Annotated in this window: 22 protein-coding genes and 1 pseudogene; 19 read left to right on the forward strand and 4 right to left on the reverse strand. The window is 41.1% G+C overall.

The window, feature by feature from the left end:
* The first annotated feature begins 22 nt into the window (after window positions 1-22).
* The 5 genes and pseudogenes from spoIVB (at window position 23) to MK805_RS04445 (ending at window position 4,472) form a co-directional block, all read left to right on the forward strand.
* Window positions 23-1,276, forward strand: coding sequence for a SpoIVB peptidase (spoIVB, locus tag MK805_RS04425; protein ID WP_240874041.1), 1,254 nt, complete (start codon window positions 23-25; stop codon window positions 1,274-1,276).
* 99 nt (window positions 1,277-1,375) lie between these two features.
* Window positions 1,376-2,152, forward strand: coding sequence for a sporulation transcription factor Spo0A (gene spo0A, locus MK805_RS04430; RefSeq protein ID WP_240874042.1), 777 nt, complete (start codon window positions 1,376-1,378; stop codon window positions 2,150-2,152).
* A 203-nt stretch (window positions 2,153-2,355) separates the two neighbouring features.
* A complete protein-coding gene (locus tag MK805_RS04435; RefSeq protein ID WP_240874043.1) occupies window positions 2,356-2,889 on the forward strand; it encodes a hypothetical protein in 534 nt (177 codons plus the stop codon).
* Window positions 2,890-3,001: 112 nt separating this feature from the next.
* Window positions 3,002-3,164: pseudogene (locus MK805_RS04440) on the forward strand (sporulation initiation factor Spo0A C-terminal domain-containing protein); the annotation flags it as partial.
* Window positions 3,165-3,326: 162 nt separating this feature from the next.
* On the forward strand, window positions 3,327-4,472 hold the full coding sequence (locus MK805_RS04445) for a hypothetical protein (RefSeq protein ID WP_240874044.1): 1,146 nt from the start codon (window positions 3,327-3,329) through the stop codon (window positions 4,470-4,472).
* Between the two features lie 120 nt (window positions 4,473-4,592).
* On the opposite strand, the gene MK805_RS04450 is transcribed toward MK805_RS04445, so the two are convergent.
* From MK805_RS04450 to MK805_RS04460, 3 genes are all read right to left on the reverse strand, one after another.
* Window positions 4,593-4,832, reverse strand: a complete 240-nt coding sequence (locus tag MK805_RS04450; RefSeq protein WP_240874045.1) for a hypothetical protein — start codon at window positions 4,830-4,832, stop codon at window positions 4,593-4,595.
* A gap of 130 nt (window positions 4,833-4,962) precedes the next feature.
* Window positions 4,963-5,910 (reverse strand): superoxide dismutase, encoded by a 948-nt coding sequence (locus MK805_RS04455; protein WP_240874046.1) that lies wholly within the window; start codon window positions 5,908-5,910, stop codon window positions 4,963-4,965.
* A gap of 78 nt (window positions 5,911-5,988) precedes the next feature.
* Window positions 5,989-6,282 carry a DUF2627 family protein gene (locus MK805_RS04460; RefSeq protein WP_240874047.1) on the reverse strand — a complete coding sequence of 98 codons (294 nt, stop codon included), beginning with the start codon at window positions 6,280-6,282 and terminating at the stop codon, window positions 5,989-5,991.
* A 346-nt stretch (window positions 6,283-6,628) separates the two neighbouring features.
* On the opposite strand from MK805_RS04460, the gene yqiS reads away from it, so the two are divergent.
* From yqiS to lipB, 7 genes are all read left to right on the forward strand, one after another.
* Complete coding sequence (gene yqiS, locus MK805_RS04465; RefSeq protein WP_338057480.1) at window positions 6,629-7,576, forward strand: phosphate butyryltransferase; 948 nt, start codon at window positions 6,629-6,631, stop codon at window positions 7,574-7,576.
* An 18-nt stretch (window positions 7,577-7,594) separates the two neighbouring features.
* Entirely contained in the window at window positions 7,595-8,701 is a 1,107-nt protein-coding gene (locus tag MK805_RS04470; protein WP_240874048.1) for a Glu/Leu/Phe/Val family dehydrogenase, read from the forward strand.
* A gap of 173 nt (window positions 8,702-8,874) precedes the next feature.
* Window positions 8,875-10,287 carry a dihydrolipoyl dehydrogenase gene (gene lpdA, locus MK805_RS04475; RefSeq protein WP_240874049.1) on the forward strand — a complete coding sequence of 471 codons (1,413 nt, stop codon included), beginning with the start codon at window positions 8,875-8,877 and terminating at the stop codon, window positions 10,285-10,287.
* 68 nt (window positions 10,288-10,355) lie between these two features.
* Window positions 10,356-11,294 (forward strand): thiamine pyrophosphate-dependent dehydrogenase E1 component subunit alpha, encoded by a 939-nt coding sequence (locus tag MK805_RS04480; protein WP_240874298.1) that lies wholly within the window; start codon window positions 10,356-10,358, stop codon window positions 11,292-11,294.
* A gap of 17 nt (window positions 11,295-11,311) precedes the next feature.
* Window positions 11,312-12,295, forward strand: a complete 984-nt coding sequence (locus MK805_RS04485; protein WP_240874050.1) for an alpha-ketoacid dehydrogenase subunit beta — start codon at window positions 11,312-11,314, stop codon at window positions 12,293-12,295.
* Window positions 12,296-12,314: 19 nt separating this feature from the next.
* Window positions 12,315-13,538 (forward strand): dihydrolipoamide acetyltransferase family protein, encoded by a 1,224-nt coding sequence (locus MK805_RS04490; RefSeq protein WP_240874051.1) that lies wholly within the window; start codon window positions 12,315-12,317, stop codon window positions 13,536-13,538.
* Between the two features lie 34 nt (window positions 13,539-13,572).
* Window positions 13,573-14,217, forward strand: a complete 645-nt coding sequence (gene lipB, locus MK805_RS04495) for a lipoyl(octanoyl) transferase LipB (RefSeq protein WP_240874052.1) — start codon at window positions 13,573-13,575, stop codon at window positions 14,215-14,217.
* 58 nt (window positions 14,218-14,275) lie between these two features.
* On the opposite strand, the gene MK805_RS04500 is transcribed toward lipB, so the two are convergent.
* Complete coding sequence (locus MK805_RS04500; RefSeq protein ID WP_240874053.1) at window positions 14,276-14,503, reverse strand: hypothetical protein; 228 nt, start codon at window positions 14,501-14,503, stop codon at window positions 14,276-14,278.
* Between the two features lie 85 nt (window positions 14,504-14,588).
* Here MK805_RS04500 and MK805_RS04505 point away from each other — a divergent pair, with 85 nt between their 5' ends.
* From MK805_RS04505 to MK805_RS04535, 7 genes are all read left to right on the forward strand, one after another.
* Window positions 14,589-16,154: an acyl-CoA mutase large subunit family protein gene (locus MK805_RS04505; protein WP_240874054.1), complete on the forward strand. Its 1,566-nt coding sequence runs from the start codon at window positions 14,589-14,591 to the stop codon at window positions 16,152-16,154.
* A gap of 15 nt (window positions 16,155-16,169) precedes the next feature.
* Entirely contained in the window at window positions 16,170-16,571 is a 402-nt protein-coding gene (locus MK805_RS04510) for a cobalamin-dependent protein (protein WP_240874055.1), read from the forward strand.
* Between the two features lies 1 nt (window position 16,572).
* The gene (gene mce / locus MK805_RS04515; RefSeq protein WP_240874056.1) at window positions 16,573-17,010 is read left to right on the forward strand and encodes a methylmalonyl-CoA epimerase; all 438 of its coding nucleotides are present in this window, start codon (window positions 16,573-16,575) and stop codon (window positions 17,008-17,010) included.
* Window positions 16,994-18,535 carry an acyl-CoA carboxylase subunit beta gene (locus tag MK805_RS04520; protein ID WP_240874057.1) on the forward strand — a complete coding sequence of 514 codons (1,542 nt, stop codon included), beginning with the start codon at window positions 16,994-16,996 and terminating at the stop codon, window positions 18,533-18,535. Before mce ends, MK805_RS04520 begins: the two co-directional genes overlap by 17 nt.
* A 157-nt stretch (window positions 18,536-18,692) precedes the next feature.
* Window positions 18,693-18,959, forward strand: a complete 267-nt coding sequence (locus tag MK805_RS04525; RefSeq protein WP_240874058.1) for a hypothetical protein — start codon at window positions 18,693-18,695, stop codon at window positions 18,957-18,959.
* A 29-nt stretch (window positions 18,960-18,988) separates the two neighbouring features.
* Entirely contained in the window at window positions 18,989-20,107 is a 1,119-nt protein-coding gene (locus tag MK805_RS04530; protein ID WP_240874059.1) for a M20/M25/M40 family metallo-hydrolase, read from the forward strand.
* Between the two features lie 747 nt (window positions 20,108-20,854).
* Window positions 20,855-22,696: an APC family permease gene (locus MK805_RS04535; RefSeq protein ID WP_240874060.1), complete on the forward strand. Its 1,842-nt coding sequence runs from the start codon at window positions 20,855-20,857 to the stop codon at window positions 22,694-22,696.
* Window positions 22,697-22,786: the final 90 nt, after the last annotated feature.

Raw genomic sequence — 22,786 nt, forward strand, 5'->3', positions numbered from 1 at the left:
GAACTCGCAGGAGAGTGGTAATGTGCAGCAAAAATGGTTGAAGCGATGTCTAGGCCTTATTTTTGTCCTTCTCCTAACCGTTGTCAGTTTGTCGCCGACTTGGCAAGATTTCATGGCATTTCCAAGTAAAATTCGGATGGTAAATGGAAAACTTTTAATAAAACCTGCTCATTTACCGATCCAATATAGTACCGATGAAGAAGGTATTCATTATGCTACCCTAAACATTGGAAAAATACCCGTCAAACGCGCAACTGTCCAGATAGTTCCTCCTGTGAAAGTAATTCCAGGCGGTCAATCCATAGGGATTAAATTGAAATCCAAAGGGATCATGGTAGTAGGACATAATTTGGTTCAAACATCTGCTGGCAATGTTTCTCCTGCTGAAAGAGCTGGGATTCAAGTAGGAGATACCATTTTACGTGTCAATGGTCAAGCAGTTACAAGTGTAAAGACACTTGGTCTGCTTGCTATGGAAGCAGGAAAGGCAAATAAGTCCTTACATTTTATTGTATCGAGAGAAAACAAACAGCATCAAGTTAGTTTAAAACCACTTATGGATCAAAAAGAACAGACCTATCGAATGGGGATGTATGTACGCGATACAGCAGCTGGTGTCGGGACATTAACCTTTTTAGATCCAATTGCGCACAAATATGGGGCGCTTGGTCATGTGATATCGGATGTGGATACAGGACAACCGATCATAGTAGGACAAGGAAAAGTACTTCGTTCTCATGTTACTTCCATTCAGAAGGGTGAATCAGGCGAACCAGGTGAAAAGCGTGCGATCTTTACAGATGAAGATCAAATACTTGGTAATATTGTCCGGAATACTCCCTTTGGAATATTTGGGGAGATGCGCGAATTACCAAATAAAGGGTTATATAATAAGCCGATAGCTGTTGGATTACAAGAAGAAGTAAAAGAAGGTCCAGCAAACATATTAACAGTGGTAAATGGACAAAAAGTAGAATCTTTTAAAATTCAGATCGTGAGTGTGAATAAACAGCGCTCTGCTTCTACAAAAGGTCTTATTCTAAAAGTGACAGATCCACGACTCTTGAAACTAACTGGGGGGATAGTTCAAGGGATGAGTGGAAGTCCGATTATACAAAATGGTAAAATAATAGGTGCGGTGACTCATGTTTTTGTTAATGATCCTTCTGCTGGATATGGTACTTTCATCGAATGGATGCTCAAGGATGCGGGAATACAAACCATTGCGGATACCTTAACAGGTGCCGCTTTTTTCTGTAGGTATTCCATTTTTTGAAATGATAGCTTTTTATGGTAATTATAGGAAGAAGGAAAGAAGAATTCATTTGTCGAAAATGTTAAACAACAGTTTTGATAAGAGAAGGGGGAGAGTGATTTGATTAAATTGATTATTGCGGATGATAATCGGGAGTTTACGCAATTATTAAAAGATCATTTTAACAGTCAAGAAGATATGGAAGTATTAGGGGCAGCTCATAATGGTGGAGAGGTGCTGGAACTGATAAAGGAGCAAGTTCCAGATGTACTCGTATTAGATATTATCATGCCTCATTTGGACGGATTAGGGGTATTGGAACAACTCCAACAAATGAATTTGTCACCGGCACCAAAAATTGTCATGTTAACTGCTTTTGGCCAAGAAAATATTACCCAGCGTGCCGTGGAATTAGGAGCATCTTACTACATTTTGAAGCCATTTGATATGGATGTGTTGACGGAGCGAATTCGCCAAATGATTGGACAATCTGTCTCAACAACTCCCCGGGTACGTGCTGCGATTCCTGTACCATCGCGCCTTGGCAACTTAGATGCAAATATCACCACTGTCATTCATGAGATCGGAGTTCCAGCTCACATCAAAGGCTATTTGTATTTAAGAGAAGCAATCACCATGGTGTATAATGAAGTCGATTTGCTCGGAGCGATTACAAAAACGTTGTACCCTCGAATTGCCAAAAAATTCAATACTACCCCTAGCCGTGTGGAGAGAGCAATCCGTCATGCTATTGAAGTTGCTTGGAGTCGCGGAAATATGGATTCCATTAAAAATTTATTTGGTTATACGATAAATGTTACCAAAGCAAAACCTACCAATAGCGAATTCATCGCGATGGTAGCCGACAAATTAAGGATTGAACACAAAATGGCATAGCTGAGTAATAACGTGATTTTTGGCAAGAAACATTATTAGAATATTGGCGCAAGTATAGCAACAAATATTCTATTGTTTCCAATCAATATATGAAAGCGGTTCAACTATACACCAACCTTTCTGGAATATCCGGTAAAAGGTGGTGTATTTTATTTTGGATAATTTTAGCTTTATTAAATTCCATAATGAAGGATGGTGCTGCTTTGAAAGACCTAGAGTTCTTTTTAAAAGGATACAAACCGAGCTACTACAATACCGAATTAGATGAAGAGTTTACAAAACACTTACCAGAGCTTATGAAATCGTATCCTTATATTGATAAGGGAATAGAATTAATGGATGATGTTCAGTACTATTTGTTTTTTCAAAATGATGATTTAAAAATGGAATTTGAAGATAAGATGAAGGGTGTTCTAGTTCGTTCTCCTGAGTTTCATGAGATATTAGGGAATGCTCTTGGATATCCACCAAAAGCAGTACGTTTTTATGGACAAGCACAGAGGGATACAAGCCTTAAAAAGAAAAAAGTAGGTCTTCACTATGCCAGTATTTCTTGTTCATCGAGTATTGATGATATTGTTGAAAATGCATTCTGGCTATGGAATACATATTTTTTTGAGGATTCACAACAGAAATCTTTAAAGGTAAGAATTGATACGAAAATGCATAAGGTTTCTTATAGAGACAAGGAAACATTAATCAAATTACAAGATGCTTTCTTTGCGTCAGCTATGTAGCCCCTTTGAGGGTTTTTTTATTGTCTCTATTATGTCCTTCGATCAATTTTGAAAATGCAAATAATAATTAAATATTAGGAGCTATTCCAATAAATGTTGGATATAGTTTTCTCAAGCAATCCGCCATGCGATCGAAGCTGCTTGGAGTGGCGAAATATGAATTCCATTAAAAATTTATTTGGTTATACGATAATGTTACCAAAGCAAAACCTACCAATAGCGAATTCATCGCGATGGTCGCCGATAAATTAAGGATTGAACACAAAATGGCATAAAATTCGAAAAGTAAAATCGAAATATTAGGAAATGTATCCCCTTTCAATTTTGAAAGGTTTTTTTAAATTTTTGTTAATAGCGGGAAAATAAATTTGCTTTATCATAATGAATGGAACTATAATCAGATTAAGCAAGACAGGTACCCGAGAGAAAGGAAAAACATGGGTATTCCTGGCGCAGTTGAGCCCGACAAGCGGGAACTCTGCATCGAGTCGTGGCAGGGTGTCCTCGATGGGCTCACGCTCGTTGACGAGAAGCTCAGCGGACACGACATCATCGACCTGTCGATCTACCTCAACAAGAAGCGCTACGGTTACTCGGCCAGCGAAGGCAAGGAGAACCGAGGTGACTACGAGGAGGCGCTGCAGGTCGTCACCAGCCTCTTCGAAGGCATGGCGCACATCGACCGAGACATGATGCTCGACTTCATCGGTCGTCAGAAGGAGATCTACAGCCATCTGATGCCGAAGTACGGGTCCATCGTGCTGGCGATCCAGTCGGACTGTGGCACCGCAACCATCGACGAGAGCGGTTGCTACTTCGTTCTCACCTTCTTTGGTGAGGACGCGCGACGGGACTTCGGGTACATGGACACCCACAAGGGTGAGTTCAAGCTCCTCGACCTGATCGACAAGGCGAAGGACTGCTTCATGCACTTGGATGACTGGGTGGCGGCCATCGCTGCTGCAGTCGCCAAGCTCGTCCGCAAGAAGCACGAGGCACTGAAGAAGCGCATTCAGCACTTCGTGACTCGGGAGGTATCGGAAAGGTGGCTGGCGCATCAGCTGAAGAAGCTGAAGCGGAGGATTCCCAAGGAGTCCAAGGAGTTCACCCAGATTCTCGAAACCCCGAGCAAGCTCGGCTTCGACCGTCAGAAGGGCTACAACCCCGATCTGGAGCCCGAGGAGGGGATGGAAAAGTACCAGCGGATCTTGGCTCGCGAAGAGGTGGCCAAGCGGGTGCTTTTCTACCTGACACAGGATATGCTCTACTGCAACAACCCGTTCGGCAGGGCATACATGAAGTGCTTCGGCATGAACGAGCTGATCCCCGAAACCTGCGAGAAGCTGTCGTCCATGCGCGGCATCATCTCGATGACGGGAGTCGCCGCATTCGATGGTGAGATCGGTGAGCACTTCGCCGGGATCAAGAAGTACAAGCATCTTCAGGAGATCGTGTATGCGACTCAGGGAGGTCTCGTCGGAGCAGGTCTGGCCTTCGGTCCCAAGGAGAGGATCCCCATGGAGATCCTTCTGCCTCCGCGACCCGAGGGTGCCGTCGACCTGAACGTCGAACTCGCCGCGTAAGCGGGGAAACAACTAAACAGAGATAAAACAACTAAAAAACAAAAAAATAGGGATAGAAATATCCCGTGAAACGGCCGGGTTCACTCCATCACAGAGGGACCCGGCCGCACGCGTTGTCTTTCATTTTATCCGCACAAACTCTTTCCGCATCAATATTGTTCGATGCCGCTTCTTTGCTTCCCGAATCTTCTTGAAAAATTCTCCAGCTTCTCGGTATTGTTCCCCTAATAATGCACGTCTGTATGCTTTTTCTAGTGGTGCTACCTCTTCTTTGTAGAAGATATTTGCTCGATTGGTGTAGCGTGCTTTGGCTTTTCGTTGATTTTCTTTATCTCTTGTTTTTCTTTTCTTGCTCATCATCCCTCATCCCCTCTATAAAAAAATAGCCAATAGTAGGGTGAATGGTGGTATATGGTGGGATGTGTATAAAAGTGTGTTCTGTTCCTCATTGTTTATCTTTATTATATAGGAAAATGCTTTTCTATTTCCCTTAATATGGTGTCCAAGCCAATTTTTTTGCTTTGCGATACCGTTCCTGCACTGCTGGCCAGTTGACGACATGCCACCAGTTTTTAATATATTCTTTTCGTTTATTGGGGTATTTCAAATAATAGGCATGTTCCCAAACATCTAGAGGTAAAAGCGGGATGACATCCCATTGGGAGAGGTTTTGGTGTTTCTCTGCTTGTAATATCTCCAAGCGATGTGACCTTGGACTGTAGACGAGAATTGCCCACCCGCCTCCTTCCACTTTTTCCGCAGCTTGGGAGAAATGTTTTTTAAATTGGTGAAAGCTGCCAAAATCGCGGCTGATTTCCCTTTTTAAGGAACCGCTCGGTTCTCCGCTGCCGTTTGGACTCATTACTTCCCAAAAGATCGTATGCAAATAGTGTCCAGCACCGTTGAAAGCAAGTTCCCTCTCCCAATGTTTTACGAGGTCATATTGATTGGTGATTCGCGCTTTTTCTAGCATTTTTTCCGCTTTATTTAAATCATCTACATATTTTTTATGGTGTTCATCATGGTGTATATACATGGTCTGTTCATCGATGTAAGGTTCTAAAGCGTTGTAAGCATAAGGTAAGGGGGGTAATGTATGCCCTCCAATAGGGACAGGGTCATATGTATGTGTTTCAGTTGTTTCTTCACTACTGAGGTATGCTGTTTCCAAATAAGGTTCGTAGGTGTTTTCTTCTTGAAAAGTAGCATATTCCTTTTCGATATCTACTAACTTTTTCAAATATTGATAATAGCTATTTGGATCGGGTGAGGAAGTCTTCACTTCTGCTTCCAATTTTTTTAGTCTTTTTTTCAATGACTTATGACTACTTGTCTCTAAATCAAAAGGGTCTTGTAATAACCATTGCTGATGAAAACGGATCGTTTCGAGAATAGGTTCTTTTAACCATTTTTCATACCACTCTTGATACGTCGACATACGAAATCCCTCCCAATAGGAAAATATGCAGTTGCATCTAAAACATGCATAAAAAAAAGACCCTTTGCAGCCAAGGATCTAAACTTTATCTAGAAAAGCATGTTTTTCTTTTTTATATTCATCCGTTTTTTTCAGCAGTTTAGGTTGAATTTTGTTTCGCTTTTTATCACGGTAAAAAATAAATCCTCCCACAATCGCTAGACCAAGTAAAAACAAAATCAATCCGAGCACAAAAGTGAAAATGGGGAATGATTCACCTGCTGCTGTGGAAAAGAGAATGTCACGCATGAGTGTCCAGCCATAAACACTGATTCCCCCAGGGATACACATGAGAATAATGGCAATAAGTCTTTGAAAAACTTCCTTTTGCATTGTCGAGTCACCTACCTATATTCACGATCATTTTACTTCATTTCCGGCACGATATCCACCTGTGTGGTATGATAGGAGTGTGCTGTTTTCCATACATAATTCGGCTAGGTACTCTACTTGAGCAAAAATAGATACAAATTAATCCCAGCGAAGATATACTAGGCTGTAGCGTCCTTTGTGTATTTTACAACAGACGCGGAAGACAAGTATATCGAGCGGGGAAAGAACAAAATATTAGTAAATTTGCTCATCTGGAGTTAGTAGTTTGACTCATTCTCTTGTTTTCTCTAGGATATAAAAGGATCTAGGTATTCAAAAAGTCTTTTTCGCGAACCATAATAAGACAATCCAGACAGAGAAAAGAGGAATACGTTTGAGTAAGTTAACGACATTTCAAGCAATAGTAGCGAAGGCAGAATCACTTCCTTCGGTCACAGTTGCAGTAGCAGCAGCTGATGACCGTGAAGTCTTGGAAGCAGTCCTAGATGCAAAAAAACACGGGATTGCTCAGTTTCAATTGTACGGGAAAAAACAAGAGATCGAACGTATTAGTAGGGAAATAGGGCTTACTCTAACTGCTGAGGAATTTATTACCGATACAACTAATGTACAAGCTGCTTGTATTGCAGCAGTGTCAGCAGTGAGAGAAGGAAAAGCAGATGTTGTGATGAAAGGTATGGTACAGACTGCTGACTTCCTTCGGGCAATTTTACATAAGGAAAAAGGTTTACGAAGTGGAAAGGTATTAAGTCATGTGGCTACCTTTGAAGTTCCAGGTTATGATCACCTCATCCATGTGACAGATCCTGCTTTAAACGTAGCACCTACACTGCCTGAGAAGTTTCAAATTGTGGAAAACATGATTGAATTGTGTCATGCATTAGGGTGTGAGGAACCAAAAATAGCGGCTCTTGCAGCGGTTGAAGTCGTCAATCCCAATATGCAAGCGACGCTTGATGCTGCTGCTCTTGCCCAGATGAATCGTCGCAAGCAATTAAAAGGAGCGATCATCGATGGTCCTTTTGCCTTAGATAATGCAGTATCTGTGGAATCAGCAGAACACAAAGGAATCGAAAGTCCAGTCGCAGGGAAAGCGGATGTCCTTTTGGTACCTGATATTGAAGCTGGCAACATTCTTTATAAATCGATGGTCTACTTTGCAAAAGCGAAGATCGGCGCTTTGGTATTGGGGGCTAGAGCTCCAGTGGTGTTAACATCGCGTGCGGACTCTGCGGAGGCAAAACTTTATTCCATTGCCTTAGCAGTCGTACAAGCAGCAAATTCAAATCGTTAGAAATGAAGGGGTCTCCTCATGGAATTGTTTAATCGATTACAAGAGAGTAATTATGAACAGTTAGTATTTTGCCAAGATGAAGTTTCAGGTTTAAAGGCAATCATTTGTATACATGATACTACGCTAGGGCCTGCACTAGGCGGGCTTAGAATGTGGAATTACCAATCGGATGAAGATGCGATTGAAGATGTTTTACGATTGGCAAAAGGAATGACATATAAGGCGGCCGTAGCTGGATTAAACTTAGGCGGAGGCAAAGCTGTTATTATCGGAGATTCACGGAAGGATAAGAGTGAGGCTCTTTTTCGTATGTTTGGCCGCTATGTAGAAGGGCTAAATGGAAGGTATATAACGGCTGAAGATGTTGGTACAACGGAAAACGATATGGAATTGATTCACTTGGAAACCAGCTATGTTACTGGTTATTCTTCAGCATCCGGTTCTGCTGGAAACCCTTCTCCGGCTACTGCTTATGGAGTCTATCAAGGGATTCGCGCAGCTGCTCAAGAAGCGTTTGGTAACTCTTCGCTTGAAGGGAAAACAATTGCAGTACAAGGTGTAGGAAATGTGGCTTTTCGTCTGCTCGGATACTTAGCTAAAGAAGGAGCCAATCTAGTTGTAACCGATATTCATGAAGAACAAGTGGCAAGAGCAGTTGTCGAATATGGGGCAACTTCTGTTTCGCCTGATGAAATTTATGATGTGGACTGCGATATTTTTGCACCTTGTGCACTTGGCGCTGTCATCAATGACAAAACCATTGATCGCTTAAAGTGTAAAATCGTTGCAGGAGCTGCGAATAATCAGTTGCATCAAGCCAGACATGGCGAGTTATTACAACAAAAAGGCATCCTGTATGTACCGGATTATGTGATCAATGCAGGTGGAGTCATTCATGTTGCAGACGAGTTGACTGGTTATAATGAGGATCGAGTCATGCAAAAAGTTGCAAATATTTATGACACCGTTCTCGATATATTTGCGATTGCAAAGCGTGAAGGACTCACTACACATCTTGCTGCGGATCACCTCGCAGAAGAGCGAATTGCTAAGATGAAACATGTACGAAGCCGGTTTAATCGAAAGGCCAGACATGCTTTAAATTTAGAGAAAAACGGAAGATAGTATGGAGAAAAACTAGCCCAATCTAAAAATAGGATTGGGCTGATCAAGTGCAATTTTTATTTCTTAAAATAAGATTCATAATTACAAATCTTATTTACATGCGTGATTCAAACGCGCTAACGTAGAGCCATTATCAAAATTTACATAATTACATAGCAGAAAGAAGTGGGTGCATGGCACAGCATTATGACTTAGTCGTGATAGGCGGAGGTCCGGGTGGTTATGTAGCAGCAGCACATGCTGCTCAAAAGGGATGGAAAGTAGCATTGGTAGAAAAAGAAAAAGTAGGAGGAATATGTCTGCATAAAGGGTGTATTCCAAGTAAATCGCTGCTGAAAAGTGCCGAGATGTATCACGTGATAAAAGAAAGCACCTCGTATGGAGTAGAAACAGAGAGTGTTCGCTTAAACATGGAATTGGTACAAAAGCGAAAAGCAGAAGTGGTAGATCGGTTGTACCAAAGAGTAAATAATTTGTTGCGTGGTCGTAAGGTTGACATATATCATGGTACAGGCAGGTTAATGGGACCATCGATCTTTTCCCCACTTGCAGGTGGAGCGATTGCTGTAGAAAAACAAGAAGGTGAAGCAGAAATGCTCGTCCCTAAATTTGTATTACTGGCAACAGGCTCTCGTCCTAGGATGCTTAGGGGATTAGAAGTGGATCATACCCATATTCTCACATCTGACGATGCTTTGGAACTTCAAGAATTACCCGCATCGATGTTAATCGTAGGCGGTGGAGCCATTGGTGTTGAATGGGCTTCTATGTTAAGTGATATGGGAGTGCAAGTAGTTCTAGTGGAATATGCGGACAGAATCCTGCCTTTGGAAGATGAAGAAATAAGCATGGAGATGAAACGGATACTTGAGAAACGAAATGTTACCATATGGACAAATGCACATGTCGAGGCGCATAGTGTACATATAGAAGATGGGCAAGTAACGCTTTCTATAATACGAAATGATTCAGACACAGAGCACACGATCACCATTAATCAAGTGTTAGTATCTGTTGGGAGAGATGCAAATACAGAGGATTTAGGCTTGGATAATACCAATATTCAAGTAGAACGCGGGATTATCCAAGTGAACCATTCTTACCAAACCGCAGAATCCCATGTTTATGCGATTGGTGATGTTATCGGTGGATATCAATTGGCTCATGTTGCATCTCGTGAAGGAATACTTGCTGTAAATCATATGATGGGAGAGGAAATAGACTTAGTAAATCCTAGTCAAGTGCCACGATGTACGTATAGTCGCCCGGAGATAGCAAGTATTGGATTGACGGAAGAAGCAGCAAAAGAACAAGGTTATGATGTTGCAACAAGCAAATATCCTTTGAGATATCTTGGTAAGCCTTTAGTATATGGAAATGCAGACGGATTTATAAAAATAGTGGGAGACAAAAAAACGCAAGACTTGCTAGGCGTTCATTTGATAGGTGTACAAGCTACAGAGTTGATTGCAACAGCTAGTTTAGCTAAATTTTTAGATGCTTCACCTTGGGAAATCGGACAAGTTATTTTTCCGCATCCTACTTTTTCTGAAGTATTTGGGGAAGTAACGCAAGGATATAAATAGACAAACAAGGGAGGGGTTTCAGTTTGAAACACTTGGAACTGGGGTTAACAGATGAGCAGGTTCGAGAAATGTATCGATATATGCTGTTAGCTAGAAAAGTGGATGAAAAAATGTGGCTTCTAAACCGTGCAGGAAAGCTGCCTTTTGTTGTCTCTTGCCAAGGACAAGAAGCGACACAGATTGGAGCAGCATATGCGTTAGATCGGCAAAAAGACTGGCTGTGTCCTTATTATCGTGATTTAGGTATGGTGTTGTTATTTGGTCAAACAGCCCGTGATCAAATGTTGTCGGCTTTTGCCAAAAAAGATGACCCAAATAGTGGGGGACGTCAAATGCCAAATCACTTTGGCGATCGTCGTTATCGGATTTTATCTGGGTCTAGTCCTGTTACGACGCAAATGCTCCATGCTGTAGGAATTGCATATGCAGGTAAAGTAACAGGAGAAGATCATGTGGTACTGACATCATGCGGCGAAGGTTCTAGTAATCAGGGAGATTGGCATGAAGCATTGAATTTTGCAGGTGTTCATGATCTTCCTGTGGTGTTTTTAGTAGAAAACAATATGTACGCCATATCTGTGCCACTTAGTAAACAACTGGCTGGGGAAAATGTTGCTGCTCGTGGACAAGGTTATGGAATGCCCGGAATACGTGTGGATGGTAATGATGTTTTTCAAGTATATGAAGTAATGAAGCAAGCGGTAGAACGGGCGAGAAAGGGAGAAGGACCCACACTGATTGAAGCAGTCTCCTATCGTCTTACACCACATTCGAGTGATGACGATGATTTGACTTATCGGACAAAAGAGGAAATAGAAGAAGCAAAAAAACGCGATGGTTTATTTGTGTTGGAAACTTACTTGGATGAGCATCAGTTGTGGACAGCTGATGAGAAAGAGGCGTTGAGTAAAGCCATTGACACAGAGATCACCGAAGCGATCAAATTTGCGGAAGCGGCAGACCATCCGAATCCAGAAGATTTATCCAAGCACGTTTATGCCGGATAGAGAGGAGAGAAATTTAAATGCCTGTAATTTCTTATATCGATGCTGTTACAGAGGCAATTTCCGAAGAGATGGGTCGCGATAAAAGTGTCTTTGTCCTAGGGGAAGATGTCGGGGTAAGAGGTGGTGTGTTTCGAGCTACTAACGGGTTGATAGATTTATATGGCGAGGATAGAGTTTTAGATACCCCTTTGACAGAATCAGCCATTGTAGGAGTTGGAATTGGTGCAGCAGCCTATGGATTAAGACCTATTGCCGAAATCCAATTTGCTGATTTTATTATGCCCGCAGTTAATCAGATTGTCAGCGAAGCTGCTAAAATGAGATATCGTTCCAATGGTACTTGGCAATGTCCGATGGTTATTCGCGCCCCTTATGGTGGAGGAATTCATGGTGCACTGTACCACTCCCAAAGTGTCGAAGCATTATTTACCGGGGTACCAGGTTTAAAAATTGTTACTCCTAGTACACCCTATGATGTAAAAGGGTTGCTTCTTTCTTCTATACGAGATAATGATCCAGTGCTTTTCTTTGAGCATAAGAAGTTGTATCGTTTAATAAAAGATGAAGTACCAAGTGAAGAATATACGATTCCTCTAGGAAAAGCAGATGTGAAACGAGAAGGAAACGACGTTACCGTTATTACATATGGTCTGATGGTACATTACACATTGGACGCAGCTAAAAAATTAGCGGAAGAGGGGATTGATGTGCATGTATTGGATTTACGTACACTGATTCCGCTCGATAAAGAAGCTGTTCTAGAAGCAACAAGAAAGACAGGAAAAGTACTTATAGTACATGAAGACAATAAAACGAGTGGATTTGGTGCAGAGGTTGCAGCAATTATTGCCGAAGAAGCATTTTTCGATTTGGATGCACCAGTTAGTCGACTATGCAGTCCAGATGTGCCATCTATGCCATATAATTCGAAACTTGAGAAGGCATTTATGCTGAATCCAGAAAAAATAGCAGCAGCCATTCGCGAACTAGCAGAACTGTAGTTGATGAGGAGCGGAATAAATGACTATTGATATTGTCATGCCTCAGTTAGGTGAAAGTGTAACAGAAGGAACCATTTCTCGCTGGTTGAAAAAGCCAGGAGATGAAGTAGAAGAATATGAGCCAATCTGTGAAGTAGAAACCGATAAAGTGAATACGGAAATTCCTTCTCTGTACAATGGTAAAATGGGAGAAATCTTAGCTCAGGAGGGACAAACTGTTGCTGTAGGTGAAATCATCTGCAAAATGGAAGTCGAAAGTGAAACAGTCTCACAGGCGGTTGAATCTGATAAGCCTATTTCTAAAACCCAAGAACGAAACGAAGCAGATACTTCAATGAAACATCGCTATTCTCCTGCAGTTCTTCGTCTCGCACAAGAAAATCAGATTGATCTTACAAAGCTATCAGGCAGTGGAAAAGGTGGACGAATCACACGCAAAGATGTCTTACATGCGGTGGAAAACAAATCTGCTGTGTCCATACCTGCTAAGAATGTAACTGCACCAGTGGAGAAGAGAAAAGTAAAGGAGACTCCACCACTTGAAATATTAGTGGAAGATAAAATTGTCCCTGTTTCATCGATTCGTCGTACAATTGCAGAGCGAATGGTAAAATCCAAAACGGAGATTCCTCATGCATGGACCATGATGGAAGCGGACGTCAGTGGTCTTGTTGCCTTGCGCAATAAGTACAAAAACGATTTTGCTGCAAATGGAATTCCTTTAACCTTCATGCCATTTTTCATCAAGGCGACAGTAGATACATTGCGTGAGTTTCCTTATGTGAACTCGGTCTGGGCCGAGGATAAGATCGTTTTAAAGAAAGATATCAATATCTCTGTAGCGATTGCTGCAAATGATGCCCTATATGTACCTGTCATTCATCAAGCAGACGAAAAAAATATTTTTGGGATTGCACGATCTTTGCAGCATTTGATTCATAAGACGAGAAACGGAAATTTGGGAATCGCTGATACGCAAGGGGGAACATTCACGGTTAATAATACAGGAAGCTTTGGCTCCATTGCTTCACAACCGATTATTAATCAGCCTCAAGTAGCTATTTTATCTTTTGAATCGATTGTAAAAAAACCTGTGGTAATCGATGACATGATTGCAATTCGCAACAGAATGAATCTCTGTTTATCGTTGGATCATCGTGTATTAGATGGTTTGACTGCTGGGCAATTTTTAGCACGAGTAAAAGAAAGATTAGAGTCATACCAAGTCGATACTGCTTTATAGGAGAGTAAATTTTGTTTAGAAAAGAGTGTTCATCATGTTTGAGGTACAACGCCTTGGAATGGTGGCTTATCAGCCAACATGGGACGAGCAAAAAAATATCGTACGTTCCGTAGATGAAGGAAAGATAGCCGATCAATTATTGTTGTTGGAACATCCTCATACCGTGACGATGGGACGAGGAAGCCACTTGAGTAACCTGCTTCTATCTACTCAAGATTACAAAGCTAAAGGGATCAATGTAGTAGAGATTGATCGAGGTGGAGATGTTACCTATCATGGACCAGGTCAACTAGTTGGTTATCCGATCTTTTATTTAGGCGATCAAAAGCACGATGCTCATTCCTATCTTCGGGATATAGAAGAAGCACTTATCCTCGCGCTGTCTTCCTTTGGAATCAGTGGGGAGAGAATGGAAAAACATACTGGAGTATGGGTAAATGAAGAAAAAGTAGCAGCTATCGGAGTGAAATTCCATAAAGCGCGTAACAAAAAAGGATATATCACCAGCCATGGTTTCGCCCTAAATGTTAACACAGATCTTCGGTATTTTTCGACGATTGTACCTTGTGGAATTTTAGAATATGGGGTGACTTCTATGTCTCGGATTTTAGGTAAAAAAGTAGATATGGACATGGTTATGAATGAAGTTGAGATGGCGATGAGAGAAATTTTCACATGAAAAAAACCGCGGTAAAAACATTTTTACCGCGGTTCCATCTTACTCATTATCCACTTTCTTATTGAATTCCAACAAATAAATCATAGAGGGACAGGAGAGTCACCACAACTACACCTAAAGTGAATACTCCTCCAATATAAAAGCCTGCTGCATTACCAGTCCGCTTGTTGTATGTAGTGCCGATAATTGCAAGAATACTGGTGATTACAAGTAGTGGTACCATAAAATATTCCATAAATGATTTCACCTGCTTTCCGTAAACATCCACATAAAAGAGTATACTCATAATAGTAGAGAAAAAACAATCCCGAAACAACTTTTCATGACTTCTTCATCATAAGGTTCACTTTGACCAAACGGAGGAAAAAGAGATGGAACGTAAAGAGAAGTTTGAAACGCTTTCAGGTATTCCGTTAAAGACAGTATATGATGAATCTGATTCTCCTAAACATACAAGCCAACCAGGCGAGTATCCTTATACAAGAGGCATCCATCAAAAGATGTATCGAAGCAGACTTTGGACGATGAGACAATATGCTGGTTTTGGCTCCGCTGAAGAAACTAATGAAAGATATCGTTATTTATTGGAGCAAGGTCAAACAGGACTCAGTGTGGCTTTTGATCTTCCTACACAAATTGGCTATGATTCGGATGATCAGATGAGTATTGGTGAAGTTGGAAAAGTTGGAGTGGCTATTGATTCACTTCAAGATATGGAAAAATTATTTGAAGGAATTCCATTGGATCAAGTGAGCACATCCATGACCATTAATGCACCTGCATCCATTTTGTTAGCGATGTATATCGCCACAGCAGAGAAACAAGGTGTAGACCCTAAGTTTATCAAAGGTACGATTCAAAATGATATATTAAAAGAATATATTGCACGTGGTACTTATATTTTTCCTCCAAAACCATCAATGAAAATCATTACGGATATTTTTCAATATTGCATGGAGCATACCCCTCAGTTTAATACGATAAGTATCAGTGGCTATCATATTCGTGAAGCGGGCTCTACCGCGGTACAAGAGGTTGCCTTTACATTGGCAAACGCCATAGCTTATGTGGAAACAGCATTAAATGCAGGTTTGGATATTGATTTGTTTGCCCCTAGACTCTCTTTTTTCTTTAATGCTCACAATCACTTTTTTGAGGAAATTGCTAAATTTCGTGCTGTTCGCAGAATGTGGGCGAAAATCATGAAAGAACGTTTTGGGGCGAAATCTCCAAAATCATGGCAATTACGGTTTCATACGCAAACTGCAGGTTCGACACTAACCGCCCAACAACCCGATAACAATATTGTTCGAGTCACTTTGCAAGCGCTTGCAGCAATATTGGGAGGCACGCAAAGTCTTCATACCAATGCTCGTGACGAGGCATTGGCGCTCCCTACTGAAGAGTCAGCTCGAATTGCACTTCGTACCCAACAGATCATCGCCTATGAAAGTGGAGTAGCTGATACGGTCGATCCTTTCGGTGGATCCTATGTAGTAGAAAGTTTAACGGATCAAATAGAAGAAGCAGCCCTTGTATATTTAAGTCAAATTGAAGAATTAGGAGGTGCTGTTTCAGCAGTAGAACAAGGTTTTATGCAGCGGGAAATACGGAAAGCAGCTCTTGCTACCCAGCGGCAAATCGAATCTCAAGAGCAGATTATCGTTGGGATGAATCAGTATCAATTGGATAACGAGGTTGTTCCAGAACTGCTTCGAGTAGACCCTTCTTTAGCTAAGAAGCAAATAGCATCGCTCCAAAAGCTAAGGGAGCAAAGGGATAATAAACTTGTTCAAACCGAATTAGCTCAATTGAGACAAGCAGCTGGCAGTAGCGAAAATGTGATGCCTTATATTTTAAATGCCGTACGCGCCTATGCCACGGTAGGAGAAATATGTAACACTTTGCGAGAAATTTATGGGGAATATGTCATCTAGAAAGGAGTGAATGCTGTGCAAAGACCTATCCGTGTATTAATTGCAAAACCGGGCTTGGACGGACATGATCGTGGTGCATTGATCATTGCTCAAGCATTGCGGGATGAGGGAATGGAAGTAATTTATACAGGTATTCGCCAAACACCGGAGCAAATCGTTGCTTCTGCAATTCAAGAAGATGTAGATTTGATTGGTCTTTCTTGCCTTTCAGGTGCACATAATGAACTTTTCGCCGAAGTGATACGTCTATTAAAAGTGCAGGGAGCATCAGATATTCCGATATTTGCTGGTGGTGTTATTCCGGCGGGGGATATTCCTTATCTCAAACAATTAGGTATCAAAGAAATTTTCCCACCAGGCAGTACGATTAAAGATACGGTAGCTTTCGTTCGAAACCTGTTTTCTAGGGAGGGATAGCATGAGTATTCAAAAGATCAGTCATATTGGTATCGCAGTAGAATCGTTAGAAAAATGGATACCTTATTATCGAGATACACTTGGACTATCTTTTCTTGGAAAAGAATTTGTTGCGAGCGAAAAGGTACAAGTAGCTTTCTTTCAAATTGGCGAGAGCAGACTGGAATTACTAGAACCAACAGATGATTCTAGTCCCATTGCCAAACATCTGCAAACTAGAGGAGAAGGATTTCATCATATTGCCTATGAGGTAGACGATATCACTAAATCTCTCTCAGACCTTGAGCAAAAGGGGGTTTCCTTGATACATAAAAAGCCAAAAAGAGGAGCCCACCAGTCACAAATTGCTTTTTTACATCCTTCTTCAACAGGAAAAATATTAACAGAACTCTGCCAATCGCAATCACGGGAGGATTTAGCTGATGCAGAAAAAAATTGATGAACTAAACGCAAGACGTGCAAAAATTTTTGCAGGCGGGGGAGAGAAACGTATTGCATCTCAACATAGACGTGGAAAATGGACGGCACGGGAACGAATAGAGATGCTCCTTGATGAAGGGACTTTTGTGGAATTAAATCCTTTTGTCCAGCATCGGATCACTGCTTTTGGAATGGATAAAGAAGAAGCTCCTGGAGAGGGGGTGGTAACGGGAAGTGGAAAGATCGATGGTAGACTAGTCTATTTATTTGCCCAAGATTTCACTGTATTTGGAGGGGCTCTTGGGGAAATGCATGCGATGAAAATTGCCCGAGTGATGGATTTGGCTGCCCAAAATGGAGCGCCGATCATCGGACTAAATGATTCAGGCGGGGCCCGAATTCAAGAAGGTGTACTATCTTTGGACGGATATGGACATGTTTTTAAACGAAATGTGCTTTATTCCGGAGTAGTCCCACAAATCTCTGTCATCCTAGGTCCCTGTGCAGGTGGAGCCGTATATTCTCCTGCTTTAACTGACTTTGTCTTTATGGTGGAACAGAAGAGTCAAATGTTTATTACTGGACCAAAGGTGATCGAAACGGTGACCAAAGAGAAAATATCAGCAGAACAACTTGGCGGTGCAGATATACATGCGAGTGTTAGTGGGAACGTACATTTTACTTTTCCGTCAGAAGCAGAAGTTTTTGAAAATGTTCGCCGTTTATTAAAATATTTACCAGATAACAATCAAGCTTTACCTCCTGTTGCCGATAAGCCAAAACAAGAAGATTGGTTAGAAGATTTAATAAATGTAGTGCCGACGGAAGGAATGAAAGCCTACGATGTAAAAAAAGTAATAGAGCACATTTTTGATGATGGTGAGTTTTTAGAAGTACATCAAAAATTTGCTCGTAACTTGGTTGTAGGATTTGCCCATTTAGATGGAAAACCAGTAGGTGTGGTAGCCAATCAGCCAAAATTTATGGCAGGGGGGTTGGATATTGACGCATCTGACAAACTGAGCAGATTTGTGCGATTTTGTGATTGCTTCCAAATTCCACTCATCACTTTTGTAGATGTCACTGGTTTCTTTCCTGGTGTTGGTCAGGAACACCGTGGTATCATTCGGCACGGAGCAAAGATTTTATATGCTTATACGGAAGCTACTGTTCCGAAGATTACGGTGATTCTCCGCAAAGCTTATGGCGGGGCATATGTCGCTCTCAATAGTAAGTCGATTGGGGCAGATATCGTATATGCTTGGCCATCAGCAGAAGTAGCTGTTATGGGGCCAGAAGGTGCAGCCAATATTATTTTTCAACGTGAAATTGACGAGAGCAATACCCCAGAAGAGATGAGACAAGCCAAGATAAGTGAGTACAAAGATCAATTTGCGAACCCTTATGTAGCTGCTGCGTACGGTATGGTAGACGATGTAATTGATCCAAGAGAGACAAGATTAAAATTAAAACAATCGCTGGAGATGCTAGAGCGCAAACAAGCCCATTTACCACCAAAAAAACACGGCAATATCCCCTTGTAATAATTCTGTAAAATAAGTATAATATATCTGTAATATTAATGCGCTGTCCTTCTCATATATGCGATGAAACAATGTAAAAATGAACATATAAATTACTATACCAGTCCGTTTTAAATCTGAGCAAATCTCCTCCTCTACAAAAGGAGCATATTCGTATTTGCGAAAACATGGTCTATTCGATCGGGGGACAACGAAACGTGATTTTATCTATAAAAAATGGAAAACAAAGCTATGTTATTGGTGTCGTAGCAGACAAAAGAAGAAAGGAGAGCTACATGTACCTATTTTGACTTGCATGAGTAGGTACAATACGGCAGGACTTGTCGGAATTAACGCCTCTGGAGTGTTACACCAACGCTATTTATTAGCGACACGTCGAAAGAGGAAAAATGTAGAGTCATGGGATAAAGAACGGAAAAATTGATTCTACATTAAAAGGTAGCATACAGTACGGTGGTAAATAAAAATCGGTTGATCGACGAATTTATGCGGTTGGTGCAAATAGACAGTGAATCGGGGAATGAACGAAAAATTTGTGATTTTTTGAAGGAGAAACTTTCTTCTTTGGGGCTAGATGTTGTTGAAGATGAATCTGCTAGATTTACGAAACATGGTGCAGGAAATTTAATTGCTACTTATACAGGTAGTATTGCAGATGCTCCAACGATCTACTTCACTTCACACATGGATACCGTTGCGCCAGGCAAGAGGGTAAAGCCCTCTATACTCGGAGATTATATCGTGACAGATGGGACAACTGTATTGGGCAGTGATGATAAAGCTGGCATCGCTGCAATTGTAGAGGGGATTCGAATCTTACGAGAGTACAATATCCCTCATGGTAACTTACAATTTGTCTTTACAGTTGGAGAAGAGTCAGGTTTAGTGGGAGCTCGTCATTTAGATAAATCGTTAATGGAAGCGGAGTATGGATTTGCTTTTGATGCAGGTGGTCAAGTAGGAGAAATCATCACCTCAGCACCAGCCCAAGTAAAAATCGAAGCAGCGATTCACGGGAAAGCAGCTCATGCAGGTTCTAGTCCAGAATCCGGCATAAGTGCGATCCAAGTAGCAAGCCAAGCGATTTCCCGTATGAAATTAGGGAGAATCGATGCGGAAACGACAGCCAATATTGGCATGTTCCAAGGCGGAATCGCGACGAATGTCGTACCAGAATATGTGAAAATTTATGCCGAAGCCAGAAGTAGAAACGAGAAAAAGTTGCTCCACCAAGTGGAAGAGATGGTTATGGCTTTTGAACTTACAGCCAAACAAATGGGTGCAACAGCGGAAGTGGAAACAAAATCATTATACCCTGGTTACTCTTTTTCGGAAGATGACCTTGTTGTCCAAAAGGCGATAGCAGGTGTCAAAAAAGTAGGCCGTACTCCACACTTAGGTGTTAGTGGCGGTGGCAGTGATGCCAATGTGATCGCGGGTTACGGTATTCCAACTGTTAATCTCAGTATTGGGTACGAAAATATTCATACTACGAATGAGCGGATGTCCATTCCGGAGTTAGTAAAAGCAGCAGAACTGGTCGTTGCACTTGTAGAAGAGAGTGCCCAATGAACGAAGTAACAATAAGCGCAGTTGCCTATACTTTATTGCTTTAATGTAAAAAATGGGACTTATATATTCTTACAAAAAGGCTAATCCGATAAACGCATTCGGGTTAGCTTATTTATTTTCCCTTTCATACTATATTGACAATGCTGAAAAGTGATGATAGTCTAAATTCAGATGGTTTTCTTCTGTTGAAGTTGATGAGGCATCCTTTTACCTTAACCGATCAAGACCCCGCCTTTGGTTTCTTGTATACAGGAAATCAAAGGGGGATGTCTTGGTCGGTGGCCACGATTAACGGCATCGTTGGGTGAGGGGACAGGCAATTCTCTTATCCTTCATGTGGCTGACTCAGTTCCAGAGTCTCCCATCCAGGGGCGTTGATGCTGGGTCGCCAAACCCAGAGGAACCATCAGCTTCTTCCACTTTATTTAATTATTTGGAAGAAACCAGACACACATCCGTGATGTCTGGGCTCGAATTTAATTTCATTCGATATAGATAAATCAAAAAACAGTCTTTGTGTATAAGCAAAGGCTGTTTTTTGATTTACAGTGTTTCATTGTTCTTAGATCGTCTATTGATTCTGGATTTATTTTTTTAATCTCTTTATATTTTTTATATAGATTTTCATTTCGAATTGGTTTAAGATAGATTTTATTGTATTTCCGAATAGGAAAATGATACCTCCTATGATTGAGAGGAAACTCGAAATACTAATACATATCTACCCAAAAAGGGGTTCGAATGAACATGTTAGGTTTTGTTAAACGACTCATCATTGGACGACCGCTACGAACCGAACAATTAACAGAAGAAAAAATTCCAATCTGGAAAGCGCTTCCTATATTATCTTCGGATGCTTTGTCTTCGCTTGCTTATGGAACGGAACAATTACTTACTGTGCTCGCTCCATTGGGATTATTTGCACTCTGGTATTCTTTGCCGATTACAGCAGCGATCGTATTTTTATTAGCGCTCTTGATCCTCTCCTATCGACAAATTATAGCCAGTTATCCAGATGGCGGCGGAGCCTATATTGTTTCAACGGATAATTTAGGTTGGCAATCTGGGCTGGTTGCAGGTGCTTCTTTGTTGATTGATTACACGCTTACGGTGGCAGTGAGTATAACTGCTGGTACAGATGCTTTAACCTCTGCTTTTCCAGCATTACATAAACACTCAACACTTATATCTGTAGTTTTTGTCTTTATCATTATGGTACTGAATCTTCGTGGGTTACGAGAATCAGGAACGATTTTCTCGTTTCCTACTTATTTATTTATATTGGGGATTATTGTTCTCGTTGCAGTAGGACTATTTGGAGTCATTTATCATGGATTGCCAAGTGATGTGCCTCCAGTTCATAAGAAAATTCCAGAAGGACTGACTTGGTTTCTGTTGCTCCGTGCTTTTTCCTCTGGATGTACGGCGTTAACTGGGGTAGAAGCAATCTCGAATGCTACTCCTACTTTTCGTAAACCGGAAACGGTAAATGCGGCTAAAACGTTATCCATGCTAGGTATTTTATTAGGGATTTTATTTGCAGGAACCAGTTTATTAGCCTTTTTGTATCATATCACACCAAAGGAAACAGAGACGGTATTGTCTCAGATTGCAGAGCATACATTCGGTAGAACATTGCCTTATTATTATATTCAGGCAACGACTGCCCTTATTTTGATACTAGCTGCCAATACTAGTTTTTCTGGTTTTCCCTTGCTTGCCTCGATCATGGCAAAAGACAAATTTATGCCGCGGTTTTTCTCTGCTAGGGGTGATCGGTTAAATTTTTCCAATGGAATTATTACTGTTGCCCTTGCAGCAATTTTTTTGATTGTTGTATTCCAAGGAGATATTGATCGTTTGATTCCTCTATATGCTATTGGCGTATTTCTATCTTTTACTTTGGCTCAGCTAGGAATGGTAAAACGGTGGTTAAAACGAAAACCAAAAGGATGGCAATTGAAGCTAACGATTAATGCACTTGGCTGCGTTGTTTCTTTTATTGTTCTTGTAATTTTTGCTGTCACTAAGTTTTCTGAGGGTGCTTGGATTGTAATCGTCGTTATTCCATTGTTTATCCTTATGTTTTATAAGATTCGAAAGCACTATGAAATGGTGGCAGATCAACTGCGATTTGATGAAAATCTAAGGTGTGAGCCGCCAACAGATCACTTAGTTGTTCTTCCGATCAGTGGGATAAATCGAGTTGTCCAATCTTCTATTGCATATGCGAAAATGATCAGTTCCCATGTCATTGCTTTTTATATCGCTTTTGATGATGAAAGTGCTAAGAAGTTAGAAGAACGCTGGGAAGAGTGGAATCCTGGTATTCCTTTAATCGTTACAAAGTCGCGATATCGCAGTATTTTAGGACCGATGCTTCGTTTTTTAGAACATCTTCAGGTGAAAGAGTCTAATCGTCAGTTAACCGTACTTATTCCTGAGTTTATTCCGGGTCGTTGGTGGCAGCGTTTGTTGCATAATCAGACGGCGATTATTATCCGGGTTGTCTTATCAGTGAAGAAGGGAATTGTGGTTGCCACGATGCCTTATCGGTTAAAAAGTAAAAAAGATCAAGAAAGATGCTGAGTCTCTATGACTCAGCTTTTTCCGTTCGGTGTATAGTTTTTTATGTCATACTATCTGTTAATAAGATCTATGTAAACTTTCAATGGGAGT

The sequence above is a fragment of the Shimazuella soli genome, from assembly GCF_022511585.1.
Classification (GTDB): domain Bacteria; phylum Bacillota; class Bacilli; order Thermoactinomycetales; family Thermoactinomycetaceae; genus Shimazuella; species Shimazuella soli.

Coding starts and splice junctions, on each gene's coding strand:
- MK805_RS04505 (WP_240874054.1), top strand. CDS start 14,589: ATGGAACGTAAAGAGAAGTTTGAAACGCTTTCAGGTATTCCGTTAAAG.
- MK805_RS04480 (WP_240874298.1), top strand. CDS start 10,356: ATGTATCGATATATGCTGTTAGCTAGAAAAGTGGATGAAAAAATGTGG.
- MK805_RS04535 (WP_240874060.1), top strand. CDS start 20,855: ATGTTAGGTTTTGTTAAACGACTCATCATTGGACGACCGCTACGAACC.
- MK805_RS04460 (WP_240874047.1), bottom strand. CDS start 6,282: ATGCAAAAGGAAGTTTTTCAAAGACTTATTGCCATTATTCTCATGTGT.
- lipB (WP_240874052.1), top strand. CDS start 13,573: ATGTTTGAGGTACAACGCCTTGGAATGGTGGCTTATCAGCCAACATGG.
- MK805_RS04470 (WP_240874048.1), top strand. CDS start 7,595: ATGGAATTGTTTAATCGATTACAAGAGAGTAATTATGAACAGTTAGTA.
- MK805_RS04520 (WP_240874057.1), top strand. CDS start 16,994: ATGCAGAAAAAAATTGATGAACTAAACGCAAGACGTGCAAAAATTTTT.
- mce (WP_240874056.1), top strand. CDS start 16,573: ATGAGTATTCAAAAGATCAGTCATATTGGTATCGCAGTAGAATCGTTA.
- MK805_RS04450 (WP_240874045.1), bottom strand. CDS start 4,832: ATGATGAGCAAGAAAAGAAAAACAAGAGATAAAGAAAATCAACGAAAA.
- MK805_RS04500 (WP_240874053.1), bottom strand. CDS start 14,503: ATGAGTATACTCTTTTATGTGGATGTTTACGGAAAGCAGGTGAAATCA.
- MK805_RS04490 (WP_240874051.1), top strand. CDS start 12,315: ATGACTATTGATATTGTCATGCCTCAGTTAGGTGAAAGTGTAACAGAA.
- lpdA (WP_240874049.1), top strand. CDS start 8,875: ATGGCACAGCATTATGACTTAGTCGTGATAGGCGGAGGTCCGGGTGGT.
- MK805_RS04445 (WP_240874044.1), top strand. CDS start 3,327: ATGGGTATTCCTGGCGCAGTTGAGCCCGACAAGCGGGAACTCTGCATC.
- MK805_RS04485 (WP_240874050.1), top strand. CDS start 11,312: ATGCCTGTAATTTCTTATATCGATGCTGTTACAGAGGCAATTTCCGAA.
- MK805_RS04455 (WP_240874046.1), bottom strand. CDS start 5,910: ATGTCGACGTATCAAGAGTGGTATGAAAAATGGTTAAAAGAACCTATT.